Annotated in this window: 24 protein-coding genes and 1 tRNA gene; 19 read left to right on the forward strand and 6 right to left on the reverse strand. The window is 62.6% G+C overall.

Annotated features, from left to right (window positions below):
- Window position 1: 1 nt before the first annotated feature.
- Window positions 2–376, forward strand: coding sequence for a ribosome silencing factor (rsfS, locus tag ABEA23_RS12520; protein WP_345478342.1), 375 nt, complete (start codon window positions 2–4; stop codon window positions 374–376).
- Window positions 377–478: 102 nt separating this feature from the next.
- Window positions 479–551 (forward strand) — tRNA-Ala (locus ABEA23_RS12525).
- A 79-nt stretch (window positions 552–630) separates the two neighbouring features.
- Here the strand turns inward: ABEA23_RS12525 and ABEA23_RS12530 are convergent.
- The gene (locus ABEA23_RS12530; protein WP_345478343.1) at window positions 631–1,188 is read right to left on the reverse strand and encodes a TetR/AcrR family transcriptional regulator; all 558 of its coding nucleotides are present in this window, start codon (window positions 1,186–1,188) and stop codon (window positions 631–633) included.
- An 86-nt stretch (window positions 1,189–1,274) separates the two neighbouring features.
- Between ABEA23_RS12530 and ABEA23_RS12535 the strand changes: the two genes are divergently transcribed.
- Together ABEA23_RS12535 and ABEA23_RS12540 are read left to right on the forward strand one after the other, a co-directional pair.
- Entirely contained in the window at window positions 1,275–1,688 is a 414-nt protein-coding gene (locus tag ABEA23_RS12535) for a hypothetical protein (RefSeq protein WP_345478344.1), read from the forward strand.
- Window positions 1,689–1,866: 178 nt separating this feature from the next.
- A complete protein-coding gene (locus ABEA23_RS12540) occupies window positions 1,867–3,189 on the forward strand; it encodes a M20/M25/M40 family metallo-hydrolase (protein WP_345478345.1) in 1,323 nt (440 codons plus the stop codon).
- 131 nt (window positions 3,190–3,320) lie between these two features.
- Here ABEA23_RS12540 and ABEA23_RS12545 read toward each other — a convergent pair whose 3' ends face one another.
- Window positions 3,321–3,572: a DUF5703 family protein gene (locus tag ABEA23_RS12545; RefSeq protein ID WP_044494890.1), complete on the reverse strand. Its 252-nt coding sequence runs from the start codon at window positions 3,570–3,572 to the stop codon at window positions 3,321–3,323.
- Window positions 3,573–3,659: 87 nt separating this feature from the next.
- On the opposite strand from ABEA23_RS12545, the gene ABEA23_RS12550 reads away from it, so the two are divergent.
- The 3 genes from ABEA23_RS12550 (at window position 3,660) to mshC (ending at window position 6,179) form a co-directional block, all read left to right on the forward strand.
- Window positions 3,660–3,929, forward strand: a complete 270-nt coding sequence (locus ABEA23_RS12550; protein WP_345478348.1) for a hypothetical protein — start codon at window positions 3,660–3,662, stop codon at window positions 3,927–3,929.
- 78 nt (window positions 3,930–4,007) lie between these two features.
- Complete coding sequence (locus ABEA23_RS12555; RefSeq protein WP_345478349.1) at window positions 4,008–4,835, forward strand: undecaprenyl-diphosphate phosphatase; 828 nt, start codon at window positions 4,008–4,010, stop codon at window positions 4,833–4,835.
- A gap of 48 nt (window positions 4,836–4,883) precedes the next feature.
- Window positions 4,884–6,179, forward strand: coding sequence for a cysteine--1-D-myo-inosityl 2-amino-2-deoxy-alpha-D-glucopyranoside ligase (gene mshC, locus ABEA23_RS12560; protein WP_345478350.1), 1,296 nt, complete (start codon window positions 4,884–4,886; stop codon window positions 6,177–6,179).
- 70 nt (window positions 6,180–6,249) lie between these two features.
- On the opposite strand, the gene ABEA23_RS12565 is transcribed toward mshC, so the two are convergent.
- On the reverse strand, window positions 6,250–7,116 hold the full coding sequence (locus ABEA23_RS12565) for a proteasome assembly chaperone family protein (RefSeq protein WP_345478678.1): 867 nt from the start codon (window positions 7,114–7,116) through the stop codon (window positions 6,250–6,252).
- Between the two features lie 94 nt (window positions 7,117–7,210).
- Between ABEA23_RS12565 and ABEA23_RS12570 the strand changes: the two genes are divergently transcribed.
- The 11 genes from ABEA23_RS12570 (at window position 7,211) to tatC (ending at window position 19,117) form a co-directional block, all read left to right on the forward strand.
- Window positions 7,211–7,945 (forward strand): HAD family hydrolase, encoded by a 735-nt coding sequence (locus ABEA23_RS12570; RefSeq protein WP_345478351.1) that lies wholly within the window; start codon window positions 7,211–7,213, stop codon window positions 7,943–7,945.
- A 183-nt stretch (window positions 7,946–8,128) separates the two neighbouring features.
- A complete protein-coding gene (locus ABEA23_RS12575) occupies window positions 8,129–9,130 on the forward strand; it encodes a tRNA (adenine-N1)-methyltransferase (RefSeq protein ID WP_345478352.1) in 1,002 nt (333 codons plus the stop codon).
- Window positions 9,127–10,665 (forward strand): proteasome ATPase, encoded by a 1,539-nt coding sequence (arc, locus tag ABEA23_RS12580; protein WP_345478353.1) that lies wholly within the window; start codon window positions 9,127–9,129, stop codon window positions 10,663–10,665. The genes ABEA23_RS12575 and arc overlap by 4 nt, the downstream gene beginning before the upstream one ends.
- On the forward strand, window positions 10,662–12,389 hold the full coding sequence (gene dop / locus ABEA23_RS12585; RefSeq protein WP_345478354.1) for a depupylase/deamidase Dop: 1,728 nt from the start codon (window positions 10,662–10,664) through the stop codon (window positions 12,387–12,389). The genes arc and dop overlap by 4 nt, the downstream gene beginning before the upstream one ends.
- A 68-nt stretch (window positions 12,390–12,457) precedes the next feature.
- Window positions 12,458–12,658: a ubiquitin-like protein Pup gene (locus tag ABEA23_RS12590; protein WP_044494877.1), complete on the forward strand. Its 201-nt coding sequence runs from the start codon at window positions 12,458–12,460 to the stop codon at window positions 12,656–12,658.
- A 3-nt stretch (window positions 12,659–12,661) separates the two neighbouring features.
- Window positions 12,662–14,179 (forward strand): Pup--protein ligase, encoded by a 1,518-nt coding sequence (gene pafA, locus ABEA23_RS12595; protein WP_345478355.1) that lies wholly within the window; start codon window positions 12,662–12,664, stop codon window positions 14,177–14,179.
- A 100-nt stretch (window positions 14,180–14,279) separates the two neighbouring features.
- Entirely contained in the window at window positions 14,280–15,545 is a 1,266-nt protein-coding gene (locus tag ABEA23_RS12600; protein ID WP_345478356.1) for an FKBP-type peptidyl-prolyl cis-trans isomerase, read from the forward strand.
- Between the two features lie 6 nt (window positions 15,546–15,551).
- Entirely contained in the window at window positions 15,552–15,953 is a 402-nt protein-coding gene (locus tag ABEA23_RS12605) for an FKBP-type peptidyl-prolyl cis-trans isomerase (protein ID WP_345478357.1), read from the forward strand.
- Window positions 15,954–15,984: 31 nt separating this feature from the next.
- A complete protein-coding gene (locus ABEA23_RS12610) occupies window positions 15,985–17,919 on the forward strand; it encodes a helix-turn-helix transcriptional regulator (protein ID WP_345478359.1) in 1,935 nt (644 codons plus the stop codon).
- Window positions 17,916–18,215, forward strand: coding sequence for a Sec-independent protein translocase subunit TatA (gene tatA / locus ABEA23_RS12615; RefSeq protein WP_345478360.1), 300 nt, complete (start codon window positions 17,916–17,918; stop codon window positions 18,213–18,215). Before ABEA23_RS12610 ends, tatA begins: the two co-directional genes overlap by 4 nt.
- A 131-nt stretch (window positions 18,216–18,346) precedes the next feature.
- Window positions 18,347–19,117: a twin-arginine translocase subunit TatC gene (tatC, locus tag ABEA23_RS12620; RefSeq protein WP_345478361.1), complete on the forward strand. Its 771-nt coding sequence runs from the start codon at window positions 18,347–18,349 to the stop codon at window positions 19,115–19,117.
- On the opposite strand, the gene ABEA23_RS12625 is transcribed toward tatC, so the two are convergent.
- The 3 genes from ABEA23_RS12625 to ABEA23_RS12635 are packed head-to-tail and all read right to left on the reverse strand — an operon-like array spanning window position 19,101 to window position 22,531.
- Window positions 19,101–19,955, reverse strand: a complete 855-nt coding sequence (locus ABEA23_RS12625; protein WP_345478362.1) for a transglutaminase family protein — start codon at window positions 19,953–19,955, stop codon at window positions 19,101–19,103. The genes tatC and ABEA23_RS12625 overlap by 17 nt on opposite strands.
- 9 nt (window positions 19,956–19,964) lie before the next feature.
- Window positions 19,965–20,900: an alpha-E domain-containing protein gene (locus tag ABEA23_RS12630; RefSeq protein ID WP_345478363.1), complete on the reverse strand. Its 936-nt coding sequence runs from the start codon at window positions 20,898–20,900 to the stop codon at window positions 19,965–19,967.
- Entirely contained in the window at window positions 20,900–22,531 is a 1,632-nt protein-coding gene (locus ABEA23_RS12635) for a circularly permuted type 2 ATP-grasp protein (RefSeq protein WP_345478364.1), read from the reverse strand. Before ABEA23_RS12635 ends, ABEA23_RS12630 begins: the two co-directional genes overlap by 1 nt.
- A gap of 68 nt (window positions 22,532–22,599) precedes the next feature.
- Between ABEA23_RS12635 and pepN the strand changes: the two genes are divergently transcribed.
- Entirely contained in the window at window positions 22,600–25,302 is a 2,703-nt protein-coding gene (gene pepN / locus ABEA23_RS12640; RefSeq protein WP_345478365.1) for an aminopeptidase N, read from the forward strand.
- The last annotated feature ends 8 nt before the right edge of the window (window positions 25,303–25,310 follow it).

Below are 25,310 nucleotides of genomic sequence, written 5' to 3' on the forward strand. Positions count from 1 at the left end.
TATGACAGTTCCAGAGAATGTGCTGGCCGAGCTGCGCACCGCAGCTGCCGCCGCAGCCGATAAACTTGCCACCAATATCGCCGGCCTCGACGTGGGCGACCGCCTGGGCATCACCGATGCCTTCCTCATCTGCTCGGCTCCCTCGGAGCGGCAGATCAACGCGATCTGCGATGAGATCGAACACCAGGTAAAAACCCAGCACGGATCAGCTCCACTGCGCCGTGAAGGCCGGGGGAGCGGTACCTGGGTTCTGCTGGACTACGGCCACATGGTCATCCACGTCCAGAACGAGGAAGAGCGTGCCGTCTACGGGCTGGACCGCCTCTACGCCGATGTGCCCGCACTGGACCTAGAGCTGCCTGACCAGGACGGTTAAGCGCTGCACCGGTTCGGGCGCGATTTGCAGAATTCGCTCGAGCCGGTGTAGTGTATAGGGGTTGCCAACGCGGGAAAGCGAAGGGAACAGAGAAGAAAATATGGGGGTATGGCGCAGCTGGTAGCGCGTCTGCATGGCATGCAGAAGGTCACGGGTTCGAGTCCCGTTACCTCCACCCATCTTGATAAAGGGAACAGGCGACACTGTTATGGTGTCGCCTGTTCCCTTTTTCTTGGCCAGGCGGCCGCAGCGCCTCATCCGGTGATGATTGAACCCGCGGCTCTCAGAGCAGCGATGTACGCGTTTTCCCTTTCTTCGTCACTACCTGGCATCAAGCCACTAAGTTCCAACATCACTAGGCCATGAACGTATGCCCATACCCGCACGGCGGGGGTTTCAGCGTCTGTTGGATCGAGGTTATTGGCACGTGCAACCGCCGTGACAAGACGTTCGAAGGTGGGACGCGCGCACTGGGGGGAGCCGCTCGCGAACATCGACCGGTAAAAGTGCGGGTTCTCCAAAGCGTTGCGGCGGTAGGCGATACCGAGCGCCAGCAAGTCTGCCCACCCATTGTCAGTCTGGTTTACATCATTTAGGTAGGCCGCGAATCGACGGAACCCCTCATCAATCACAGCCTGGATAAGGGATTCGCGATCACCAAACAGCGAATAGACGGCTGCAGTAGTGGTCTGGGCCGCGGCGGCCGCAGACCTCAGCGACACAGCCCCAGGCCCCCCGCTGGCAAGCTGCTCGGACGCTGCCTCGATCAAGCGTAGGCGGACAGAGCTGTCGTGCGTGCGGGGCCGGGCCATGCTCAGCATCCTAATCATCTTGCTAAAAGTTCCAAAACGCTGTTATATAACAGTGTTAGGATTAGTTCCCGAGGCAAGGATGTCTTATGTTAGAGCTGTCCGATCCGGCAAGGGTCACCGCGGGATTCGTTTTGCTTGCTGCGATCACCGTGACCAGCGGCGGCTGGTTCCTTACTCGTGTAATCCGAGGGTCAGTATCGGCGACGAATTTTCAAAAGTCGTTCTATCGGGCAGGCCATGCCCATGCTGGCGTGCTCATAATCCTGGGACTAGTTTGCTTGCTGCTGACCGAAGCCACAGAACTCACTGGCTTCCTGCAATGGGTATCTCGAACTGGTGTCCTCGTTTCAGCGATCCTCATGCCGGCGGGATTCTTCCTGTCGGCTCTTGGTCGAGGACGAACCCGCCCGAACCAACTAGTGGTCCTTCTATGGATCGGCGCCTTGTTTCTCATCGCCGGACTGGGGGCGTGTGGTCTCGGGCTGCTCCTTGCGCAGTAAAGCGGACTCAGGGAGGCTACTAGCACGCGGTGGATTTGGCGTAGCGTCACTATGAGCGACGCTACGTATCTGTGATAGATCACTTCAAGAGGCCGCCACTACGGCGATTCTCGGCCACGGACGCGCTGAGCAGTGCAACACGGGGTAGCGGCGGTGACCCTCCGGCTAAGCTGGGATCATGACTGAACCCACTCGTACCCCAGCACAGCAGGCCGAAATTGATGTCATTGATTTTTGCCGGGATCTGATTCGGATCGACACCAGCAACTGGGGCGATGGGAAGTCCAACGGGGAGCTCGAGGCTGCCGAATACTGTGCGGAGATTATGCGCCAAGCCGGTCTGGAGCCTGCAATCTACGAGTCAGCACCCGGACGGGCCAGCGTGGTCGCCCGGATGAAGGGCTCCAATCCCGAGGCCGGCGCCCTGGTGGTCCACGGACACCTCGACGTCGTGCCCGCCCAGGCAGATGAATGGCAGGTGGATCCCTTCGCCGCAGAGATCAAAGACGGGCTGATCTGGGGCCGCGGTGCGGTAGATATGAAAGATATGGACGCCATGATCTTGGCCTCCATGCTGCAGATGGCCCGTGAAGGTCACACCCCGGAGCGCGACCTGATCTTCGCCTTCTTCGCCGATGAAGAAGACGGCAGCACCTACGGTGCGGACTGGATGGTGGACAATCACCCGGAGGTCTTCGCTGGAGCCACCGAAGCCGTCAGCGAAGTCGGCGGATTCTCCGTGGACATCGCAGGCACTCGCGCCTACCTGATTCAGACCGGCGAAAAAGGTATTCACTGGACCAAGATGACCGCCCGCGGCACCGCCGGACACGGTTCTGCTGTTCAGCATGACAATCCAGTGGTGACCCTTGCCGAAGCAGTCACAGCCATCGGCAACTACAAATGGCCCATCGAGTACACCAAGACCACCCGGGCGCTCTTTGAACAGCTCTCCGACATCACCGGCATTCCCTTCGATGAAGAGAACCCCCAGGAGCTCCTGGACGCTATGGGATCCACTGCGAAGTTCATCGCCGCCACGCTGCAGAACACCTCCAACCCGACCCTGTTGGAGGCCGGGTTCAAGCACAACGTGGTCCCAGGAGAAGCCTCGGCCCTGGTGGACTCACGCACCCTGCCCGAACAAGATGAGAAGGTCGCGGCCAAACTCAAGGAACTCGCCGGCGAAAAAGTCGATTTTGAGCTGAAGAAACACGGCGTCTCCCTGGAGCTGCCCTTCTCCGGTGCGATCGTGGAGCAGATGGTGGACTCACTGCTGCAGGAGGACCCAGAGGCCAAGGTACTGCCCTACATGCTCGGAGGTGGCACCGATAACAAGCAGCTGAGTCGACTGGGCATCGCCGGATACGGCTTCGCCCCGCTGCAGCTTCCAGCAGACCTGGACTTCACCGGCATGTTCCACGGCGTCGACGAACGTGTCCCGCTGGAATCCCTGAAGTTCGGAGTGCGCGTACTGCACCGCTTCCTCGCCGCCCAGTAGCTGAAGGACTCGCACCAGTTAACGCAAGCCGCACCCCACTTCCGCAAAACTGCCTCCGCGTAAGTGGGGTGTGAATGCGCGAAGTGGGGTGCGCGCCTTGCCAAGATGCAGCCGCAGTGCGCGTCGTCGGACTAGATCGTGCGCTGCACGCGCATAATGCGCCGACGCAGCCAGTACTTGCGCAGACCCCCGGTATAGATGGCCGAACGCCGCAGCTCCCAGCGTCCGTACTCGGCATAGTCGATGACCTGACGCCTGACCTCTGCCAGAGACTCACGAGGCTGACATGTCAGCACCAGATACTCCCAGCTGCGTCCGTCGTCGTGCTGGGTGACATACCGGGTCCCAGCATGTGAGGCCGGTGAGGAGAACTGCTCAGCCATGGGTTCCTCGCTTCCATCTGAGGACTTCATTCAATGGTTGAGAGCCCACCCTAGTGCAGTCTGCGAGGCGTTGGTACTGTGTGCCTTATGAACTTGGATCCGCGCGTCGCCCTAAGTGCGCTGACGAATGCTCTGGAAGAGCACCTCTCTGCCGCCCTGAACCGGCGCGGCGAGGATGACCCCTCTGTCGAAACTGCCTTCTACGGCATCCAGGACGCTTTTGAGGCCTATGAAGATGCGCTCTTCGCCGCCACTGGCGAGGTGACTCCGCTGGACCTCTACGATGAGGACGCAGAAGACGTCGACGACGTGCTCGATGAGGACGATGACCTCGAGGATGAGCTCGCCGAAGACTGAACCATAGGACCCGCGGGCGGCGCGCCGTCGTCCCGGGGGAGAAGTGGCACATGGCTTCAGGTGCTCTAAGCTCTATCCGTGCAGTGGATCGAAGCAATCATTCTGGGCCTGGTACAGGGCCTGACCGAGTTCCTCCCCGTCTCCAGCTCTGCGCACCTGCGCATTGTCGGTGAGTTCCTTCCCGGCGCCGCAGATCCCGGAGCTGCTTTCACCGCCATCACCCAGCTGGGCACTGAAGCTGCCGTACTGGTCTACTTCTGGCGAGACATCCTGCGCATCGCCAAAGCCTGGTTCGCCGCGCTAGCTAGGAAGATTCCGCACAGCGATCCAGATGCCCGCATGGGCTGGCTGATCATTATCGGCACTATCCCCATTGTGGTCCTGGGCCTGCTGCTGGAGGACTACATCGACTCTGTCTTCCGCACGCTCTGGCTGGTGGCCACTATGCTGATCATCTTCGGCTTCCTGCTGGCAGTAGCGGATCATTACGGCAAGCAGCGCAAACCCTTGGAGGAACTGAGCGTCCGGGACGGCATCATCTTCGGATTCGCTCAGGCGATGGCCCTGATCCCCGGCGTCTCACGCTCCGGGGGCACTATCACCGCCGGCCTGCTCATGGGTTATACCCGCGAGGCCGCTGCGCGCTATTCCTTCCTGCTGGCCATCCCCGCGGTCTTCGGATCAGGCTTCTACAAGCTGGCAGGCGCTATCGGCGAACAGAGCGGCCCCTACTCCATGGGCCAGACCATCCTGGCCACAGCGGTGGGCTTCTGCGTGGCCTACGTGATCATCGGCTGGTTCTTGAAGTACGTCTCCAACAACTCATACACCCTGTTCGTGAACTACCGCATCCTGCTGGGCCTGTTCGTGTTCATCTGCCTCGGCTTCGGAATTATCAACGCCTAGGCGCTGTTGGCCCCTGCTGGACAAGTACCCCAACGTAAGGATGAACGCGTGAGATCGTGGAGCGCCCCGGAAGTGCCTACCCTGCCCCCACTGGCAGAGAGCCTGCAGCTCCATGACACCGCAGCCGGCGACGTCGTACCCGTCAGCTCCCGAGCTAATACCGCCTCGCTCTATGTCTGCGGCATCACCCCGTATGACGCCACCCACCTGGGACACGCCAATACCTATGTGCAGTTCGATCTGCTCGTCCGCTACTGGCTGGCCAGCGGCCTGGATGTCCGCTACGTGCAGAACGTCACCGATATTGACGACCCGCTGCTGGAGCGCGCCGAGGCGACAGATGTGGACTGGCGCGAACTCGCCGAGAACCAGACCGAGCTCTTCCGTGAGGATATGACGGCCCTAGGAGTCATCCCACCCCAGCATTATCTCGGCGCGGTGGAGATGATCCCGGCAGTGGTAGAGGATGTTGAGCGCCTGGTGGAGCTCGGCATCGCCTATCCGGTGGAGGTCAATGACGACGACGCCGCTACCGGCCCGGACTTCTACTTTGATATTGCTGCTGCCGAGTCCCGCACAGACTGGCGGCTGGGCTCCATCGGCAACTACGACCGGACCGCAATGGAGGAACTCTTCCCCGAACGTGGCGGAGATCCGGCGCGCCCGGGTAAACGCGATGCCCTTGATCCGCTGCTCTGGCGGGCCCGCCGCAGCGGCGAACCCTACTGGGACGGCGCGAGCCTGGGGGAGGGGCGGCCCGGGTGGCATATTGAATGTTCGGTGATCGCCCGTCGGCATCTTCCGGCTCCCTTCACGGTCCAGGGAGGCGGCTCAGATCTGCGCTTCCCACACCACGAGTTCTCCGCCGCCCACGCCACCGCAGCTGATGGCGTGGCGCTTGCTGAGCACTACGCCCATACCGGCATGGTGGGACTCGACGGCGAGAAGATGTCCAAGTCCAAGGGCAACCTCGTGCTGGTCTCCACACTCCGGGCCCAAGGCGTAGACCCACGGGTGATCCGCACCCTGCTGCTGAGCAATCACTGGCAGTCAGACTGGAGCTTCACCGCTGCAGACCTTCAGGCAGCGCAGCAGCGCTTCGCGCGCTGGCAGCAGGCTCTGCAGAATGCCCCAGAGGCGGGTGATGAGACTCAGGCCGGCGATGAAACCGAGACCCCCGATCAGCTGCAATACGCGCTGACTTCTGCACTTGCACTGAACCTCAACGCCCCAGCAGCGCTGGATCAGCTGGATATGTGGGCCGTAGGGCACGTGGCCCAAGGAACCTCAGCAAGCCGAGTCCGCGACGTCGTGCTGGCGCTGCTGGGCATTGACTTGAAGTAGCAGGGACCTGATGTAGCGGGGACCTGAAGTAACCGGGACCTGAAATAGCCGATCACCGGCGCGGTCACTCTTACTCAGGTGGCTTGCGACGGCGCAGGTAGCGCTCGAACTCCTCAGCGATCGCCTCACCAGAGGCTTCCGGGAGATTGGTGGTATCGGTGGCCTCTTCCAGGCGCTTGACGTAATCCCCGATCTCCTCGTCCTCCTGGGCCAGCTCATCGACCCCGCGCTCCCAGGCCTCGGCATCCTCGGCGATCTCCTGGGTGGGAAGCGGGTGGCCCAGCAGTTCTTCAAGTCGGCGAATCAGCGCCAGCTGAGCCTTAGGCGACGGGGCTTGCCCCACATAATGAGGTACCGCGGCCCACAATGACACTGCAGGGATTCCCGCCTGGAAAGCGGTGTGCGCCAGCACCCCCACAATCCCTACCGGTCCCTCGTAAGTAGGAGCATCAATATCCAACAGCTCCTGCAGGTCTTCGTTCTCACTGGAGAACGACGCCGGGATAGGCCGGGTATGCGGGACATCTGCCAGAAGCGCGCCCACCAGCAGCACCGCGGAGACCTGATGCTCAGCGGCACGAGTCAGCAGTTCAGCGGTATAGGCCTGCCAACGGAAGCTGGGCTCCACTCCGTGGACAAAGAGCACATCAAACTCACCGGTTGTTGGTGCGGCGCGCAGGATAGTGGTGGAGGGCCAGACAATCTCGCGGTGGCCCTGGCTCCGGACGACCTTCGGACGGGAGAACTGGAAGTCGTAGTACTCCTCATCGGTGATCTTGCCGACTACCTCGGCGCCCATCGCCTGGGCGAGGGTCCGCACCGCTGCAGAGGCTGCGCCCCCGGCGTCGTTCCACCCTTCGAAGGCCAGCACCATCAGGGTGGGACGGCCACCCTGCTCATCCTCGGCGGCAGCTAGTTCGCGCAGGTGAGCGGCCAGTCGCGCAGCCCGGTCGATGCTCTCGGCCGGTGCGTCTGGATCTTCTGACTCGGACTGCCGGTAATGCTCGCTCACAATTCTCACACTAGCCCCGATGACCCATCATGAGAAGCGTACGATGGTGGGCATGTCAGAACTTCAAGCCGTCTTCTGGGACATGGACGGTACCCTCGTGGACACTGAGCCCTACTGGATTGAAAGTCAGCACGAACTCGTCGAAGCCCACGGTGGAACGTGGTCTGATGAGAAGGCTCACCTGCTGGTGGGTCAGGCGCTGGACTTCTCAGCCAAGATTCTTCAGGAATCGGGGGTGAGGATGGGCACCGAGGAGATCATCACCCATCTCATCGGTGAGGTCATCGCCAAATGTTCAGCAGAGATCCCCTGGAGACCAGGGGCCCGTGAACTGCTCAGCGACCTTCACGCCCAGGGCGTGCGCAATGCGCTGGTGACGATGTCCTGGAAGCCACTTGCCGAAGCCATTGTCTCCGCTCTGCCGGATGGACAGATGGAGTTCATCGTCTCCGGTGACATGGTCAGCGCCGGCAAGCCGGATCCGGAGGCCTACAACCTGGCCTTTGACACGATGAGCCAGGACCACCGAGAACGCACCGGTGAGGACTTAGTACGTGAGCGATGTGTCGCCATCGAGGATTCGGTGCCAGGAACCGCAGCCGCGGCCGCCTCCGGCATGGTCACCCTGGCCGTGCCGCACTACACCCCGCTGCCCGAGAACGGCCAGTGGCATCTTCTCCAGACACTGCAGGGCCTCGGCACTGAAGACCTCACACAGCTGCTCAGCAAAACTCCGGCCGGGGCAGCTGTCTAGGACCACCTGTTAAGGCCCACTACCCAGGGTCATTACCCAAGGGCACCGCCCAGGCCCGCACCGGCAACCCGTTGCTGACGGGCCCATCGATAGATCCGCATCACTGAAGGACATACCGTCATCTCCGAGACCACCGCACCCCAGACCGCCGAATCCGCTGAGCGCCAAGCCATCGGTGCTCATATGCGCAAGGGCAGGCTGAAACCCGGCCAGCGAGTTCAGCTCACCGACTATAAGGGCCGTAAGTCCACCATCACTCTGGCCGAAGGCGGCGAATGGCATACCCACCAGGGGGTCCTGCGCCATGACGAGTTGATCGGCCAAACCGAAGGCATTGTGGTGGCCAATGACGCCGGCTACGAGTACCAGGTGCTCCGGCCGCTGCTCAACGATTTTGTGCTGTCCATGCCGCGCGGTGCCACCGTGGTCTATCCCAAAGACTCAGCGCAGATCATCCAAGTGGCCGATATCTTCCCCGGTGCTCACGTGCTTGAAGCCGGAGTGGGCTCCGGTGCGCTGTCCATCTCGCTGCTGCGAGCGGTGGGAGACACCGGCAGCTTGCACTCCTATGAGCTGCGTGAGGAGTTCGCTGAGATCGCCCGCGGTAATGTCGAGGCCTTCTTCGGGCAGCAGCATCCAGGCTGGGAGATCCACCTCGGCGATGCCGGAACCACGCCGCTGGAGATCGAGCAGCCGCAGACAGTAGATCGCGTGGTCCTGGACATGCTTGCCCCATGGGACTGCCTGAATATGGTCAAGACTGTCCTGGCACCCGGAGGTGTCTGGGTCTCCTATGTGGCCACGGTGACCCAGCTGAGCCGGCTGGCCGAAGCCATCCGCGACTCCGAGGGATTCACTGAGCCCGAAGCCCACGAAACCATGCTGCGCACCTGGCACCTGGATGGTCTGGCGGTTCGCCCTGATCACCGGATGGTGGCGCATACCGGATTCCTCCTGGCCACCCGACGGCTGGCCGGTGACCACCGTCCGCTGCAGCTGAAGAAGCGCGAAAAGGTCTCCGAGCCCTCCGCCGAGGATAAGGCTGCCTGGGGCGGCAACCAGGAAGATGCGGTCTGGGATGAGGAGAGCCTTAAGACTCGCGTGGTATCGAAGAAGAAGGCGCGCCGAGCAGCGGCCAACGCCCAGACCATTGCTGATAAGGCCAAAGGAGTGCCCCAAGAGTGACCGAAGCCCTGACCGAAGAACTCCAGTCCAAGCTCAGCCAGGCCCACCGGCAGATCGACAATCTCCGGCAGCGTGACCGCGAGCTCGAGCAGAAGCTCCAGGCTGCCGGGCGCAATAACGATCGCCTCACCGGTCTGCTCGAAGCCACACGGGGCCAGATCGAGCAGCTCAAGCAGGCGCTGGAGGCCGACGGTCAGGCTCCGTTCACCTTTGCCACCGTGATTGCCTACCGGCCGGCCCGCGAGGCTGTCCAAGGACGGGAGATCGAGGCCGCCGTCGCCCCCGGCTGCGATGTGCTGCACTCCGGCCGGAAACTGCGTGTCTCTGTCTCCCCGCTGATCCAGCCCGAGGAGCTGAGCCCAGGCAGCGAAGTGCTGCTGAACGAGAACTACACCATCGTGGCGATCCTGGAGCCCGAGGGCACCGGAGAAATCGCCCGCGTCAAAGAGGTCCTGCGCGACGGGCGGTTGGTCATCATCACCCGCGGCGAGGAGGAACGCCTGGTCAAACTCTCCGCCGCCGCCAGCGGCGAGGGCGAGGTAGTGAGGATCGGCGACGCCGTCGTCGTTGATCTGCGCACCGGCACCGCTACTGAAATTGTGCCGCTCTCTGAGGTCGAAGATGTGGTGCTGGAAGAGTCCCCGGACGTCTCCTACGCAGATATCGGTGGCCTGGCCGAGCAGATCGAGCAGATTCGCGACGCCGTGGAGATGCCGTTCCTGCATTCAGAGCTCTACCGTGAGCACGGACTTCGCGCGCCCAAGGGCATCCTGCTCTACGGGCCCCCAGGCTGCGGTAAGACCATGATCGCCAAAGCAGTGGCTTCTTCACTCTCTGAGGACACAGCCTCCGGGGCCTACTTCCTGAACATCAAAGGCCCGGAGCTGCTGAATAAATACGTGGGCGAAACCGAGCGGCATATCCGGGTGATCTTCTCCCGCGCCCGGGAGCGCGCCTCCTCCGGAAACCCCGTGGTGGTGTTCTTCGATGAGATGGAAGCCCTGTTCCGGACCCGCGGCACCGGAGTCTCTTCGGATGTGGAGACCACCATCGTCCCGCAGCTGCTGGCAGAGATCGACGGCGTGGAATCACTGGATAATGTGATCGTCATCGGTGCCTCCAACCGCGAAGACATGATTGATCCGGCCATTCTGCGGCCGGGACGTCTGGACGTGAAGATCAGAGTCCAGCGCCCCTCTGCCGAAGGCGCCCGCGAGATCCTGCGTATCCACCTAGGCGAGCAAGTGCCGATCAGAGGCTCTCTGCTGCAGCATCACGGTGGACCCGCAGCGGCCCGGGAAGCACTGATCGACGCCGTGGTCACTGCCCTTTACCCGGACCAGGCCGGGTTCATGTCCGGTGCGGTGCTGAGCAACATTGTGGACCGCGCCAAGAAAGCCGCTATCAAGGAGTTCCTGGCACTGGAAGAAGACCCTGAGGCCAAGGGCATCACCGTGGAGCACCTGCTGGCGGCGGTGGAAGACGAGATGGCAGAGCAGCACGCCATGGGTGCAGGGCTGGGGTTCAACCGATGAGCGTGCGCAGACTCATCGGCATGGAGACCGAATACGGGATCCACGCTCCAGCCAATCCGCGGGCCAGCCATGTGGCGCTCTCGATTGAACTCATCAACGCCTATGCCGCCTACGCCACCGAGAACGGCAGCTCAGTGGCCGGCACCGAATGGGATTACAGCGGTGAATCGCCCCTGGTGGACGCCCGTGGCTGGGTGCTGCCGCGATCAGCCGCTCACCCCAGCCAGCTCACTGACACCGACGAAGCGCTCAGCTACGCCACCGAACAGGAGGCCGGTCAAGGCAACGTTCGTGACGCCCTGGGCAACGTCACCGGGGGAGACCCCACACCAGCGGATGTGGCCGAGCATGGCCGGAGTTTCCACGCCCCAGGATCTCCGCACTGGCGCGGCGACTTCTTCCAGCTGCGGCAGGGACAGCCCCAACTGCTGATGAACCTGGTCCTCACCAACGGTGCACGCTTTTATGTGGACCACGCCCACCCCGAATACTCCGCACCTGAGGCAGTGGGAGCCAAACGGGCGGTGCTCTATGACGTGGCCGGTGATGAGATCGCCCGGGCGGCCGCCGAACGACTCTCGCAGGAGGAGGGCGCCCCGGAGGTCCTGCTCTATAAGAACAACACGGACAATAAGTCGGTCTCCTACGGGGCGCACGAGAACTATCTGGTGCCACGGTCAGTGGACTTCGATGATCTCGTGGCCGGCTTGCTGCCCTTCTTTGTGACCAGGCAGGTGCTCTGCGGGGCAGGCCGGGTAGGTATCGGCCAGCAGGCCCAGACTGCAGGGTTTCAGATCTCCCAGCGCGCGGACTTCTTCGAGGAGCAAGTGGGCCTGGAGACCACCGTCCGCCGGCCCATCATCAATACCCGTGATGAACCCCATGCCCACCGTGACCAGTGGCGCCGCCTGCACGTGATCATCGGCGATGCGAATATGAGTGAATACTCTTCCTGGGTGCGGGTGGGCACCACAGCCCTGGTGCTGGATCTGATCGAATCCGGCGCCGCCCCCAAGCTGGAACTGGACGACCCGGTGGCAGCACTGCGGGCGATCTCCCATGACCCGACACTGACAGTGACCGTCAAGACCAGCCGCGGGCAGATGACGGCCCTGGAGATCCAGCAGCTCTACCTGGAAGCAGCGCAGCAGCGAGCCGATCGGATCATGGCATCAGCGCTGAACCACACCGCCCCGGATACAGAGACTGCCGAAATGCTGGAGGCCTGGCAAAACCTCATCGAGGATTTGCGCACGGACCTCTGGCGTGCCGCTGACCGGGTGGATTGGATCGCCAAACTGCAGGTTCTCGAGTCGTACCGGCGCCGGGATGGGTTGGACTGGTCCGCCCCGCTGCTGGGGATGATCGATCTGCAGTATCACGACCTCCGTGCGGAGAAGGGGCTCTACTACAAGCTGTCCAGAGCAGGCCGCATGCGCCGACTGTTCACCGATGAGCAGGTCAGCTGGGCCGCAACGCATCCCCCCGAGGAGACTCGCGCCTGGCTGCGGGGCACCCTGGTCAAAGACCACGCCGATGTGCTCGCCGGTGCCGGCTGGGACCAGGTGCTGCTGCGCAAAGACCCGGTGACTCCGCCGCACAGGCTCGCACTGGCGGACCCATTGGGTGGACGCCGGATCCAGGCCGAACCAGTGCTGCGCCAGGCGCAGTCAGCCGAGGAACTGATCAGTGGCTTAGACGAGCTGCTCTCGGCTTCCAGCTGACACAACGCCCGGGCACCGGGGCAGATAACCTACGATGACACCACTACCGTCCTTCTGGAGGAGAACCTATGGCAGCCCAGCCGCAGAAGCAGCCACACCGCCCCTCAGGAGACGACGACGCCGCCGTCGACGCCTCCCAGCCGCAGAGCAATCCGCAGGCATCCCAGCGGGCCCAGGAACTGGATAGCCTGCTGGATGAAATCGACACGGTGCTGGAGTCAAACGCTGAAGAGTTCGTCAAGGGATTCGTGCAGAAGGGCGGACAGTAGCGCGTGGATCGACGCGTCTACGGTGTTGAGACCGAATTCGGGCTGGTCCATCGGCCCGCAGCAGCCCCGGAGGGGGTCGCCGCGGGTCCAGGACGGGGACTGCCGCCGGATGAGCTCGCCCGATACCTCTTCCGCCCGGTGGTGGAGTTCGGCCGCAGCTCCAATATCTTCATCCCCAATGGTTCCCGGCTTTACCTTGATGTCGGCTCGCATCCGGAATACGCCACGGCCGAGTGCGCGGATCTGCTGGATCTCATCGCCTGCGACCGTGCAGGTGAAGCGATCATGCACGACTTGGCGGTATGGACCCAGGAGCGCATCACCGCCGATGGGTTCAACGGACAGGTCTACGTGCTGAAGAACAACGTGGACTCAGCCGGGAACTCCTACGGCAGCCACGAAAACTACCTCATCCCGCGCACCACCCACTTCCGCAGGCTCTCCAGCATCCTGCTGCCCTTCCTGGTGACCCGGCAGATCATCGCCGGTGCCGGACGAGTGGTGCCCAGTGACACTGAGCGCGAGGCGCATTTCGCCTTCTCCCAGCGTGCTGATCACATGTGGGAAGGCATCTCTTCGGCCACCACGCGCTCGCGTCCCATCATCAACACCCGGGATGAGCCCCACGCCGACGCCGCTGAACACCGCCGGCTGCACGTGATCGTGGGCGACTCCAATATGTCCAGCACCACCTCGCTGCTGCGTTACGGCTCAACGGATCTGGTGCTGCGAATGGTGGAGTCCGGTGTGCCGGTGGGTGATTTTGAGTTGGAGAACCCGATCGGGGCTATCCGGCATATCAGCCATGACATCACCGGCGAGGCCAAGGTCCGCATCCGCGGAGGTGACGAGTTCACCGCAGTGGAGATCCAACGCGGATTGCTGGAACGCGCTCAGCGGTTCGTCCGCCAGCACGGTGCTCACCATGAGCACGTCCAAGAGATCTTTGAGCTCTGGGAGCGCGCCTTGGAAGCCGTCCAGACCGGTGACCACAGTCTCATCGACCGCGATATCGACTGGGCGATTAAGAAACGGCTGGTAGAAGACGTCGCCAACCGGCAGGGGATCGGTTTTGATCACCCACGTCTGGAGCAAATCGACATGGCTTACCACGATGTCAATCCCCAGCGCGGCCTCTTCCACCTGCTTCGGCGTCGTGGATTGGTCAACGAAGTCATTACCGACGAACAGGTTCAGCAGGCCATGGTCACCCCGCCGGCCACCCGAGCAGCTATCCGTGGGGAGTTCCTCTCCACCGCACGGGCCTACGGCGCAGAATGCACGGTGGACTGGGTACACCACAAACTGGTGGACCGCCCGCTGGAGACCGTGATGCTGAAGGATCCATTCGCCACCGAAGATCCTCGTATCGAGTCACTGCTGGCACGACTAGGCGATCCAAGTACCCAACTGCGCGAACTCAGCCTGGCAGAGCGGCAGCAGCAGAGCGCTTCCGTGGCGCTTTCAGACCGTTACGTACTGGCCGGACCAGCCGCAGCGGCCGAACCACCGCTGATCTAAGACACCCTGAGCTGAGCCGACGGCCAACCTTCGAAAGCCACGCGCCTGTGACCGTCCAATATTCCCCGCTCATCCGCACAACCCTGTAAGGTGCCCTCTGATGCATACTTCACGCCTACGCACATCCACCGTTCTGCTGTCCGTCTCCGCCCTTGCGCTTACCGCCTGTGGAGGCGTTGAAGGCACCGGTCTTGGTGATAGCGATTCCCTGTCTGTCGTCGAGCTCACTGTCCGGGAAGAGGAGGGGCAGCGCGGCGCTGAGGTACTGATCAACGGCGAGATCGACGCCGCGGAGAACTCCTCACGTGTACTCAGCGCTGGGGACGGCGAAGAGGTGGACACGTCCTCGATCATCGAATACAACCTGGCTGCCGTAGACCCTGAGTCAGGCGACATCCAAACTGACAGCTTCGGACAGCCGCTGCCATCTATGATGTGGCTGCCCCAGCTGGAGGCCTCGCAGAATGCCGCCGATGACTTCGTCTACGACGCCTTCACCATGGACGGCGTCACGGTAGGAAGCGAGCTGGCTATTTTCATGGCGGCCTCCGCAGAGACCGGCAACCGCGATCAGCTGTTCGCCGTGCGGTTGGAGGATCAGTACCCCAACCACGCCTCCGGAGAGGTGCAGGAACAGTCCGGAGATCTGCCACAGATCGACAATGAGATTGGCCAGGCGCCTGAGCTTGTGGATCACGACACCGAGGCTGAGGCTCCCGAGGAGCTGACCAGCGAAGTGCTGATCGCCGGCGAGGGAGAGCAGCTGGCCGACGACGACTACGTCTTTGTCCAGTACCGCGGCTGGCGCTGGGAAGACGGCGAGGAGTTTGACGGCTCCTGGATCACCGAAGAAGAAGCTGCGGCCGCGGAAGAGGCTCAGGATTCCGACGGTGAAGAATCGGTAGAGCCCAGCCCGACAACACCGCCGCTGGGCGATGCCGGAGATCCCGGTCAGCCCTTCCCCTTCTCGCTGACCGGAGGGGTCATCGAGGGCTGGATCGAGGGCGTCAAGGGTCACCGCGTTGGCGACCGCGTGCTGCTGGTCATCCCTGCAGACCAGGCCTACGGCGAAGCCGAAGGTGAAGACGGCATGACCGCCGATGGGCGCCCAGGCGGCACGCTGATCTTCGTGGTGGACATCATCAAAGCCATCGACGACGCCACCCTGCGTGAAGCACAGGCACCTGCCCAGCAGCCTGACATGGGCGATATGAGTGAAGAGGAGCTCGAGGAGCTCCTGCGTCAGATGCAGGAAAGCCAGGGCGGCGGCGAAGGCGGCGACGCTCCAGCCGAGGACCAGGCTCCCGCAGATGAAGAGACCGAGGAAGACGCCGCGGAGAACGACGGCGACCAGGACGAGGAGTAAAGAACAATGTCATTCGGAGAGCGCAGCTACGACCGCACCAAGCCGGAAATCGACTTCCCCGGTGAGACCCCTCCCGAGGAGCTGGTGATCGAGGAACTGATCCCGGGCGGCGGTGCAGCCGTTGAACCCGGTGACCAGATCTCCTGCCACTACGTGGGCGTAGCCTGGTCCACCGGCGAAGAGTTCGACGCCTCCTGGAACCGTGGACAGACCCTCGACTTCACCGCGGGTGTGGGTCAGGTCATCCAGGGCTGGGACCAGGGACTGATCGGCATGAAGGAAGGCGCTCGTCGTCGTTTCGAGATTCCGCCGCACCTGGCTTATGGCGAGCGCGGCGCTGGATCAGCTATCGGGTCCAACGAGACCCTGATCTTTGTGGTGGATCTGGTCTCGGTGCGCAAGGCCTGAGCAGCGCCGAAGACGCTGATAGCGTGAAAAGATGAGCGCTGCGCAGGAGGCCACCGCGGACTACGGAGTAGCCCGGGCCCTCTCGGTGGCCCGGACCATTATGGACGCCGGGCCGCTGGGACTGACCAAAGCCGAAATCCGTGAACGCGTCGAGCTCTACCGTTCTGCCAAAGCCAACGGGCAGACCTGGGAGAGCTGGGATCGTGAGTTCAGCAGGGATAAGAAGCACCTGCGTGCCTGTGGCATCGACATCCAAGAACCACAGGCCGACGGCGAGGAGTACCGCTACACCATCTCCGCTGCCGATTATGGGCTCCCGCCACTGACCCTGGAGCTTGCCGAACGGATCGCCCTACAGCGTGCCCGGACGTTATTCTCGGGCAGTCGGCTGCGCGGTCTTGATCACGCACTCTGGGCTCTCGAATCCGTCGCAGAGATCCGCGGTGCCGACGGACAGCAGGAACCGCTGCCTGACCCTGGCCCAGCACTGCAGCTAAGTCTCGGCTCTGAGCAGGAGTTGGATCAGCTGGTGATCCTGGCGCAACTGGGCACTGACCGTCCGCTCAGCTTCGGGTACACGGCTCATGGCAGGCGTGGTGTGCAGCAACGGCGGGTGGTGCCGCTGGGGTTGGGTGCCCGAGGGCATTGGTACCTCATCGCTCACGATCTGGACCGGGATCAGCAGCGCAGTTTTCGGCTGGACCGCATCCAGGGAACGCCGGTGCCGCTGAAGCCGCCGTTTTCCGCTGATGTTCAGCAGGCCATCGATGAGATCGCCGCAGGAACGCGCTACGCGCAACTGGATATCCGCGCTGTCCTGGAGGCCTTCACCGCGGGCCAGGAACGTCATGACGGACTCCACGAGATCTACAGGCTCCACGCCCAGCCTGCGGAAGTTCCGCGGCTTCGGCCATTAACCGCAGGACGCAGCAGCGACCCCGCAGAGACCAAGATTGAGCGGGTCTTGAATATGGCTGCTTATCTGCTCGCTCATGATGGGGTGCCCCCGAGCGAGCTTCTGCAGAAATATGGGATCAGCCCGCGACAATTGCAGCGGGACCTGCTGAGCCTGCAGCAGGTTGGTTCATTCGACCGGAACTATTTTGCCGATTTCATCACCGTCAGTCCTTTGCCGCCATTGAGCTATGAGGAGTTCGAACAGCAGTACTTGCCTGCCGATGCGCCCATTGTCCTGCTGGACAGTTCCTTGGATGACTCCACCCCGCTTGCCAGACCTGTTTCACTGAGCAAGCCCGGAGCTCTGGCGCTGCTCATCGCCTTGCAGGTAGTGATCGATCTCGGTTCCGAAGGGCAGCAGAGCCTCTCCGAGGCGGCCCGAAGCCTGCGCCGAAAGATCCTCACCCTGGTCCCTGAGGCATTGGCCCAAAGTGCTCGGAGCGTGACCATGACTGCCAGCCGAGTCGACGAGACCGTACTGACTGCTGCTGCGCAGGCCATCGCTGAAGGCACTGCAGCCGATATGGAGTACCAAGATGCTGAAGGCTCTATCAGCCGCAGAATCATCGACCCGGTCCAGTTGGTTCATGACGGACCCCGCAGCTATCTGCGTGCTTTCTGCCACACCGCCGGTGGGGAGCGGCTCTTCAGACTGGATCGGATGAGAACCCTGACAGTGCTCGCCGGCAGTGAGCGAAGCCAAGCGGCGCGAGAGCTGCCGCTGCATCAGGTACCGGCAGCACGTGTTCCGCGTACCGCCGAGTCGGTGGACGCGGTGCTGCGCTTTGCTCCCTCCGCGGCAGCTGAGGCAGATGCCTTCGCTCCGCAGCGGCATAAGATCGAGGACGACGGCGCCCGCGTCATCGCCACCCACTACCGCAGTGCGGCGGCACTGATTCAGCTGATCTTCGACGCTGGCGGGGACATCGAACTGCTCCAACCTGAGGCTCTGCGTGAGCAGGTGCGTCAGCGTGCGGAGTTCCTGATAGGGCGTACCATAGACGCATGACCCCTCCTTCACCGACCCAGTGGCTGATCATCCTGGCCATCGTCCTGCTGCTCTTTGGCGCAACCCGACTGCCCAAGCTGGCTAAGTCCCTGGGCGAATCTGCGCGTATCTTCAAGTCCGAGGTGCGCAACATGCGGGACGATGATAAGCCCCGCAACTCAGATGCTGAGAAGCCGACTGTTGAAGGCCGCGTCATCGATCCCGCAACGCGTGAGGAATCCCGCCGCAGCGAACCAGAGGCCGAGGGCTATCGCCAGCCGGAGGCCAACGGGTCTGAGCGGGAAGACCGCCGCTGACCGCGATGGCGAGGACGCAGTCCAGCGATCCCCGCAGCAGTGTGTCGTCCGGGAATCCGCCACGCGGGGGAGCGGAGTCTCAAGCAGGGCGCAAACGGAGCAAACGCCGACGCCGGGACCCCGAAGGCACCATGTCCCTGCGCGACCATCTGCGGGAACTTCGTCGTCGTCTGCTGATTGCCGCACTCGGCGTAGTGGCAGGTGCCGTCGCCGGTTTCTTTCTTTATGACTGGGTAGTGACGGCGCTCGCGGAGCCGGTCATGAGCTATGTCGATGCTGAGGATCGCAGACTGGTAGGACTGACCTTTAATACGGTAGGTCAGCCACTGGATCTGCTGATACGCATGTCGCTGTTTGTCGGCATAATCGTCTCCTCACCGATCTGGCTCTACCAGCTGTGGGCCTTCATCATGCCGGGGCTGAAGAAGACGGAGAAGCGCTATGCGCTGGCGTTCATTGCAGCGTCGGTTCCGCTGTTTCTTGGTGGCATCCTGTTGGCGTACTGGATCCTTCCGCGGGCTATCCACTTCTTCTTTGGGTTGAATCCTGAAGGCACATCCAACCTCATCGCGCTCGACATTTACTTCACGTTTGTGCTGCATCTTTTCCTAGCCTGCGGCGCGGCCATGGTGATCCCGGTGATTCTGGTCGGTATCAACATGATGGGGCTAGTCAGCGGCAAACAGGTGCTGAAGTCTTGGCGCGGGGTGGTGATGGGTATCGCCGTGGTCTCCGCCCTGGCCGCTCCAGGTGGCGAGGCCATCACCATGTTCTTCATCATGGCTCCGCTGACTCTGCTCTTCGCTGTGGCGATTGTGATGTGCCTGCTCAATGACCGCCGCCGGGACAAGCGCGAAGCCCGCGAACGCGAGGAACTCCTGGGCGCTACGCCTGTCGAGTAATAGTGACTTCCACATCAAGGGTGGTCTGACCGCCGCCGCCGGAGAGTATCCCTTTAAAGGGCGGCACATCAGCATAATCGCGACCACGCGCGACGAAAATATGGTGGTCTCCAGCGGGCTGATGGTTCGTCGGATCCCAGGAGTGCCAGCGCCCGTCCCACCATTCTAGCCAAGCGTGTGACTGTCCGGCCACCGGGGTGCCGGCAGCTGCCTCCGGGTCGGGATGGATATAACCAGAGACGTAGCGCGCTGGAAGTCCCAGGCTGCGCAGTGCTCCGATGCCTACATGTGAGAGATCCTGGCAGACTCCCTTACGAGCGTGGAATGCTGTTCGCGCATCCCAGCTGACCTGGCTGTGGCCAGGTTGGTACTCCATCTCTTCTCGCAGCCAGGCAAAGAGAGCATGCGCCGCGTCATGGGGCGTCCGGCCCCGTGCGATCCCCGCCGCAGCCAAGGCCAGCTCCTCACCAGGCTCAGAGAGCGCAGACTGCGGGAGGAAGTCACTGAATTCTTCAAAGGTCTCAGCGCCGCTGAGTTCATGCCAGTCCAGCAGCTCTTCTGGTGCATGCTGCTTCTCGAGGCGATGAACCTCCACTAGTGCCTCCGCGGCGACGGTGAGTTCCTCGTGGGCAGCATGCAGGTCGAAAGTGTGCACCTTGGTGCCCCAGTAGTCTCGGTATGTCGCCACTGAGGCACCCTGAGGGCGGACGCTCAGCGCAGTCTCCAGGACCACCTGCTGGGCATCGGTCTGAGGCGTCATCCGGGCCTCGTTATAGGAGACCTGGACGGGAATCTCATACTGATAGCGAGTTCGATGCTGGACGTAGAGGCGGGTCACGGCAGTCTCCTAGATCTTCTCGCCGGTCCAAGCTCGCTCTGCAGCCTGCGAGAAGTATTTGGCGGTAATGGCGTCCGAGGCTCCTGCACAGGCAGCCTGGACACGCTCCAGATGCTCAGGAAGCTCGGCCATAAGGTCCTCAGTGTGGTGGAACTCCAGGAAAGTCCGCGCCTGACCCACGAGCCGCCGCGCCTGATCCATCGCTCCGGTGCGGTGGTATTGCGGATCAAGTGCGATCAGTGCTTGCTCGACCTGGCGCAGTGAGGAAACTACGGAGCGGGGGAAAAGTCGGTCCAGGAGCAGGAACTCCGCTGCGAAGCTTTCGCCGAAGGCTGCCCGCCGGCTGCGGAGGAAGGACTCGTAAGCCCCGGCGCAACGCAGCATATTAACCCAGGAGAGCCGAAACGCCTGTTCATCGCCGGTGGCCAGCATTCTGGCTGTCATATCGGCGCGCTCCAGTGAGCGCCCCAGCGAAAGGAACTGCCAAGCGTCATCGCGGCTCATGGTTGAATCCGCTAGGCCCTGGACAGTGGCTGTGCGTTCGATGACCCAACTGCAGAATCGATAGGTGCCCACTACATCCTGGCGATGCGCAGCGAGACCGTTCCACGTGGCGTTCAGGGATTCCCATACCGGTGTAGATACGGTTTCCCGAGCCCGGCGGGCATTCTCCCGTGCCGCAGCCAGGGAGCCAGCAATCGAGTTGGCCTGGGCCGTGTCAAAAGCCAGCCGGGCCAGCAGTTCCTGGACCCCGGGAGGACCGTCCTCCTGGGTGCCGGGCGTAGCCCCCATGACCGCCAGGAGATTGGCTGAGACAGTGCGCTGCTCGTTCAGCGGAAGCTGGTTCAGCCGTTCAAGGTGGACATCCAAGATCCGAGCTGTTCCATCTGCGCGTTCCACATAGCGTCCGATCCAGAACAGCGATTCTGCGATCCTACTGAGCATCAGGAGCCCTTCCCGCCGTCGTCGTATTCTGCGGAGATGCACTGCTGGTTCTGCTGTTGTTGCTGTTCGTCGAACTGTTCTGAGGCAGTGCCCCCTAAGCGGAAGGCACTAGGCCATACCCGCTGGGCCGAGGGCCGGCGTCGCGAAGACAGTGGAACTGCGCCGGTGGGCACATCGGAGGGGATCTCATCATCGTCAAGAACCCAGGTGTCCTTGGATCCGCCACCCTGTGAAGAATTGACCACCAGGGAGCCTTCCTGCAGCGCGACTCGGGTCAGGCCGCCGGGAAGCACCCAGACCTCTTCGCCGTCATTGACTGCGAAGGGGCGAAGATCAACATGGCGAGGCCCGAAGGTGGAGTCCGCCAGTGTGGGCACGGTAGAGAGCTGCAGCACCGGCTGCGCAATCCACCCACGCGGGTCAGCCAGGACCTTACGGCGCAAGTCTTCAAGTTCCTGAGCGCTGGCAGCAGGGCCGATGACCAGCCCTTTACCACCGGAACCATCGACCGGTTTGACCACCAGTTCCGCGAGCCGATCCATGACTTCTTCACGAGCCTCAGGTTCTTCCAACCGGTAGGTGTCCACATTGGGGATGATGGGTTCCTCGCCCAGGTAGTAGCGGATGATCTCCGGTACATAGGTGTAGACCAGCTTGTCATCAGCCACACCATTGCCTACTGCATTGGCAATGGTGACGTTTCCAGCCCGGGCCGCATTGACCAGTCCTGCCACGCCCAGCATGGAGTCCGCGCGGAACTGCAGCGGATCGAGGAACTCGTCGTCGAGGCGCTTATAGATCACATCCACCCGCTGCTCACCCTCTGTGGTTCGCATATAGACCCGATTGCCGCGGCAGACCAGGTCCCGACCCTCCACCAGTTCTACGCCCATCATCCCGGCCAGCAGCGTGTGCTCGAAGTAGGCGGAGTTATAGACCCCGGGGGTCAGCACCACAACGGTGGGATCGTCCACCCCTTCGGGGGCTGTTTTCCGCAGTGCAGAGAGCAGCCGCCGAGGATACTCCTCCACGGGACGAATACTGGCTCCGCTGAAGGCTTCGGGCAGACCTTTGGCAATGGCTCGGCGGTTCTCCAGGACATAGCTGACACCTGAGGGGACCCGTACGTTGTCTTCGAGAACGCGGAACGTTCCGCGGTCATCTCGGACTAGGTCGATACCGGAGATATGTACGCGTACCCCGCCCGGGGTGGGGAACCCATGGACCTCGCGGTGGAAATGGGCGCTGGTCGTGATCAGGCGACGGGGGATCACGCCGTCGCGAACGATGTCCATGCGATCGTAGACATCGTTGAGGAAGCACTCCAGAGCCCGTACCCGCTGGGACACCCCGGTGGAGACGCTGTTCCATTCGGCGCCGGCGATGATGCGCGGGACAATGTCCAGTGGCCAGGCGCGCTCTTCCCCGGCGAAGTCGAAGGTGACCCCGCGGTCCAAGAATGTGCGGGCCATGGCCTCAGCGCGAGCTTCCACATCTGGCAGGGTCAGCGATTGAAGCACCTCGTTGACACCGGTGTAGTCGGCGCGCAGCAAACCATCATGGCCGAACATCTCATCGAATGCGCTGGAACGCTGCATAGCTGCGGCGTAATCGGTGAAGAGGTCTGCCATGTGCTTACTGTTCCACAGACGACTGTGCCGAGAAAGCCGCGAAGCTGGGAGTCTGCTTGAATGTTCCTATGTCTGAACCCACCGTGTCTGCCGCAGAGTCCCCGTTCCCACGTGCCGGCGAGGAGAATCTCCGCCGCGATGAGGCTGCTGATCGTTCATCGGCCATCTCGGTCTCCTCCTATCAGGTGCATGTGGATCTCTCCCGAGCCGCGGCGGAAGGTGCCACCACGTTCGGCGTGACCACCGTTGTGGAGTTATCCTTCGACGCCGCGGCCGGTGCCCGCAGTGTGCCATTCCTGGATTACATCGGTGTTTCCGTGGAATCACTGCAGATCAACGGCGAGGACATTGCCCTGGAGGAGGCGGTCAGTGCCGCTCGGATCCTGCTGCCGGGTCTCCGCGACGGCGCCAATACCGTGCAGATCTCGTCCACCTCGAAGTACTCCCGCTCCGGCGAGGGACTGCACCGTTTCGTGGACCCCTCCGATGGTCAGGTCTATCTCTACACCCAGTTCGAGGCCGCTGATTCTCGCCGAGTGTTCCCGGTGTGCGAACAGCCTGATCTGAAGGCACGCTTCCGATTCGCGATCACTGGTCCCGAGACTTGGCAGCTGCGCTCCAATTCACCGGAGATCAGTCGCGAACACGTGCCCGGTGAAGCCGAAGGGCTCGATGGCGTCGAGCTGGTCCGGGTGGACTTCGCTGAGACCGAGCCGATGAGCTCCTACATCACCGCGCTGCTGGCGGGCCCCTACCACCTGGAGACCGGGCGATGGCGCGATATTGACCTCGCCGTGCTGTGCCGGGCTGCGCTGGCAGAGCACCTCGATGCCGAAGAGATTCTCACCATCACGGTGCAGGGCCTGGAGTTCTTCCACGAAGAGTTCGCCTACGGCTATCCCTGGGGTCGTGGCCCCGGAGGTGAGGCCAAATACGACCAGGTCTTCGTGCCCGAGTACAACCTCGGGGCCATGGAGAACCCGGGTCTGGTCACCTTTACCGAGGCGTATGTCTTCGACACCGCCGCAACAGAGGCACAGCATGAGCAGCGGGCCAATACGATCTTGCATGAGATGGCCCATATGTGGTTTGGCGACCTGGTGACCATGCGCTGGTGGGACGATCTGTGGCTGAAGGAGTCCTTCGCCGACTATATGGGCACCTTCGCGGTGGATGCCGCCACCGACTTCGACACCGCTTGGGTGGCGTTTGCCAACTCCCGCAAAGGCTGGGCCTACGTCCAGGATCAGCTGCCCACCACTCATCCCATCGTCGCCGATATTCCGGACCTGGAGGCCGCGGACCAGAATTTCGACGGGATCACCTACGCCAAAGGGGCCAGTGTGCTCAAGCAGCTGGCGGCCTTTGCCGGCCGGGAAGATTTCCGTGAAGCATCACGGCGCTATTTCTCCCGTCACGCCTTCGGCAATGCACAGCTGGAGGATTTCCTGAGCATCCTGGAGGAGGTTACGGGCAAGGATATGCGCGCATGGGCCACCGCTTGGCTGCAGACCTCGGGCATTCCGGTGCTCAGTACCGAGCTCACCGACAGCGGTGTGGCTATTCGGCAGACCGGCCTGGACCCGGCCACCGGTGAGCAGGTGGCTCGCCCCCATGTCATCGAGGTGGGACTCTATGAGCTCAACGGCGACGGCGAGCTGGCGCTGACTCAGAGCGTGCCGGTGGAACTGTCCAGTGATGCGCCTGACGGGCTCACCAAAGTTCCCGCTCTGCGACTCACGGAGTCCGATCGGCCGCGGCTGATCCTGCCGAATGAGAAGGACTTAACGTACGCAAAGCTCAGCCTGGACGCAGAATCAGTGGCTGCCGCGCTGAGCTACCCGATCGCTGATCCACTGGCTCGGGCCACCGTGTGGGCCTCACTGTGGTCGATGACCCGTGATGCTGAGCTCAGCGCCGAACGGTTCGTGCAGGCCGTGAGCAGACTGGGACTGCAGATCCCCGAGGTCGCAGTAGCCGGCACTCTGCTGCGTCAGGCCAATATGGCGTGCGAGCGTTTCACCCCGGCCCACGCGCGGCCGGCGCTGGAGGCTCAGTTCGCCTCCCGGCTGGCCGAGTTCCTCACCGAGGTCGACGGCGGCGACGTCCAGCGCGCGGCTGCCCGTACCCTGGCGCTGATCTCGCGGCGGCACGATTCGCAGCTTGATCTGCTGGCTTCGCTGCTCGACGGTGGAGCAGCAGAGCATGGGATCAGCGGATTGGAAGTTGATGAGGAGCTCCGCTGGGCCTTCCTACAGGCACTCTCGGCCCACGGTCGGGTCGGGAAGGATCAGCTGGATGCAGAACTGGCTTCACGCACCACAGCCCGGGCAAAGATCGCCCATCGGTTGGCGCTGGCTGCGCAGCCGGACCCGAAGGTGAAAGAGGGTGCCTTCCGGCAAGCATTAGCTGGAACCGACGAGCAGGGCCAAGAGCTTTCCAATGACCACCTCACCGCCGTCGTCGACGGTTTCATGGCCGATACCTCACCGGGAGCAGCGCTGACCGGGGATTATGTGGTGGAGTACTTCACCGCACTGCAGGACATCTGGTCGCAGATGACTCAGGGGCAGGCCACCCGTGTGGTGCGCGGGCTCTTCCCGGGCTCCGAAGCTCTTGGGGATGCCGAGCCTGAGAACCACCCCGTGGCGCTGCTGGCTACGCGGTGGTTGGACCTGCACGACGACGCCCCTTCAGCACTGCGGCGGATTGTCATCGAGGAACGAGACCATCTGCTGCGGGCGCTGCGCGCCCAGGCTGCCGCCGGCTAAGCGGGTTC

The sequence above is a fragment of the Nesterenkonia rhizosphaerae genome (assembly GCF_039544555.1).
Taxonomy (GTDB): domain Bacteria; phylum Actinomycetota; class Actinomycetes; order Actinomycetales; family Micrococcaceae; genus Nesterenkonia; species Nesterenkonia rhizosphaerae.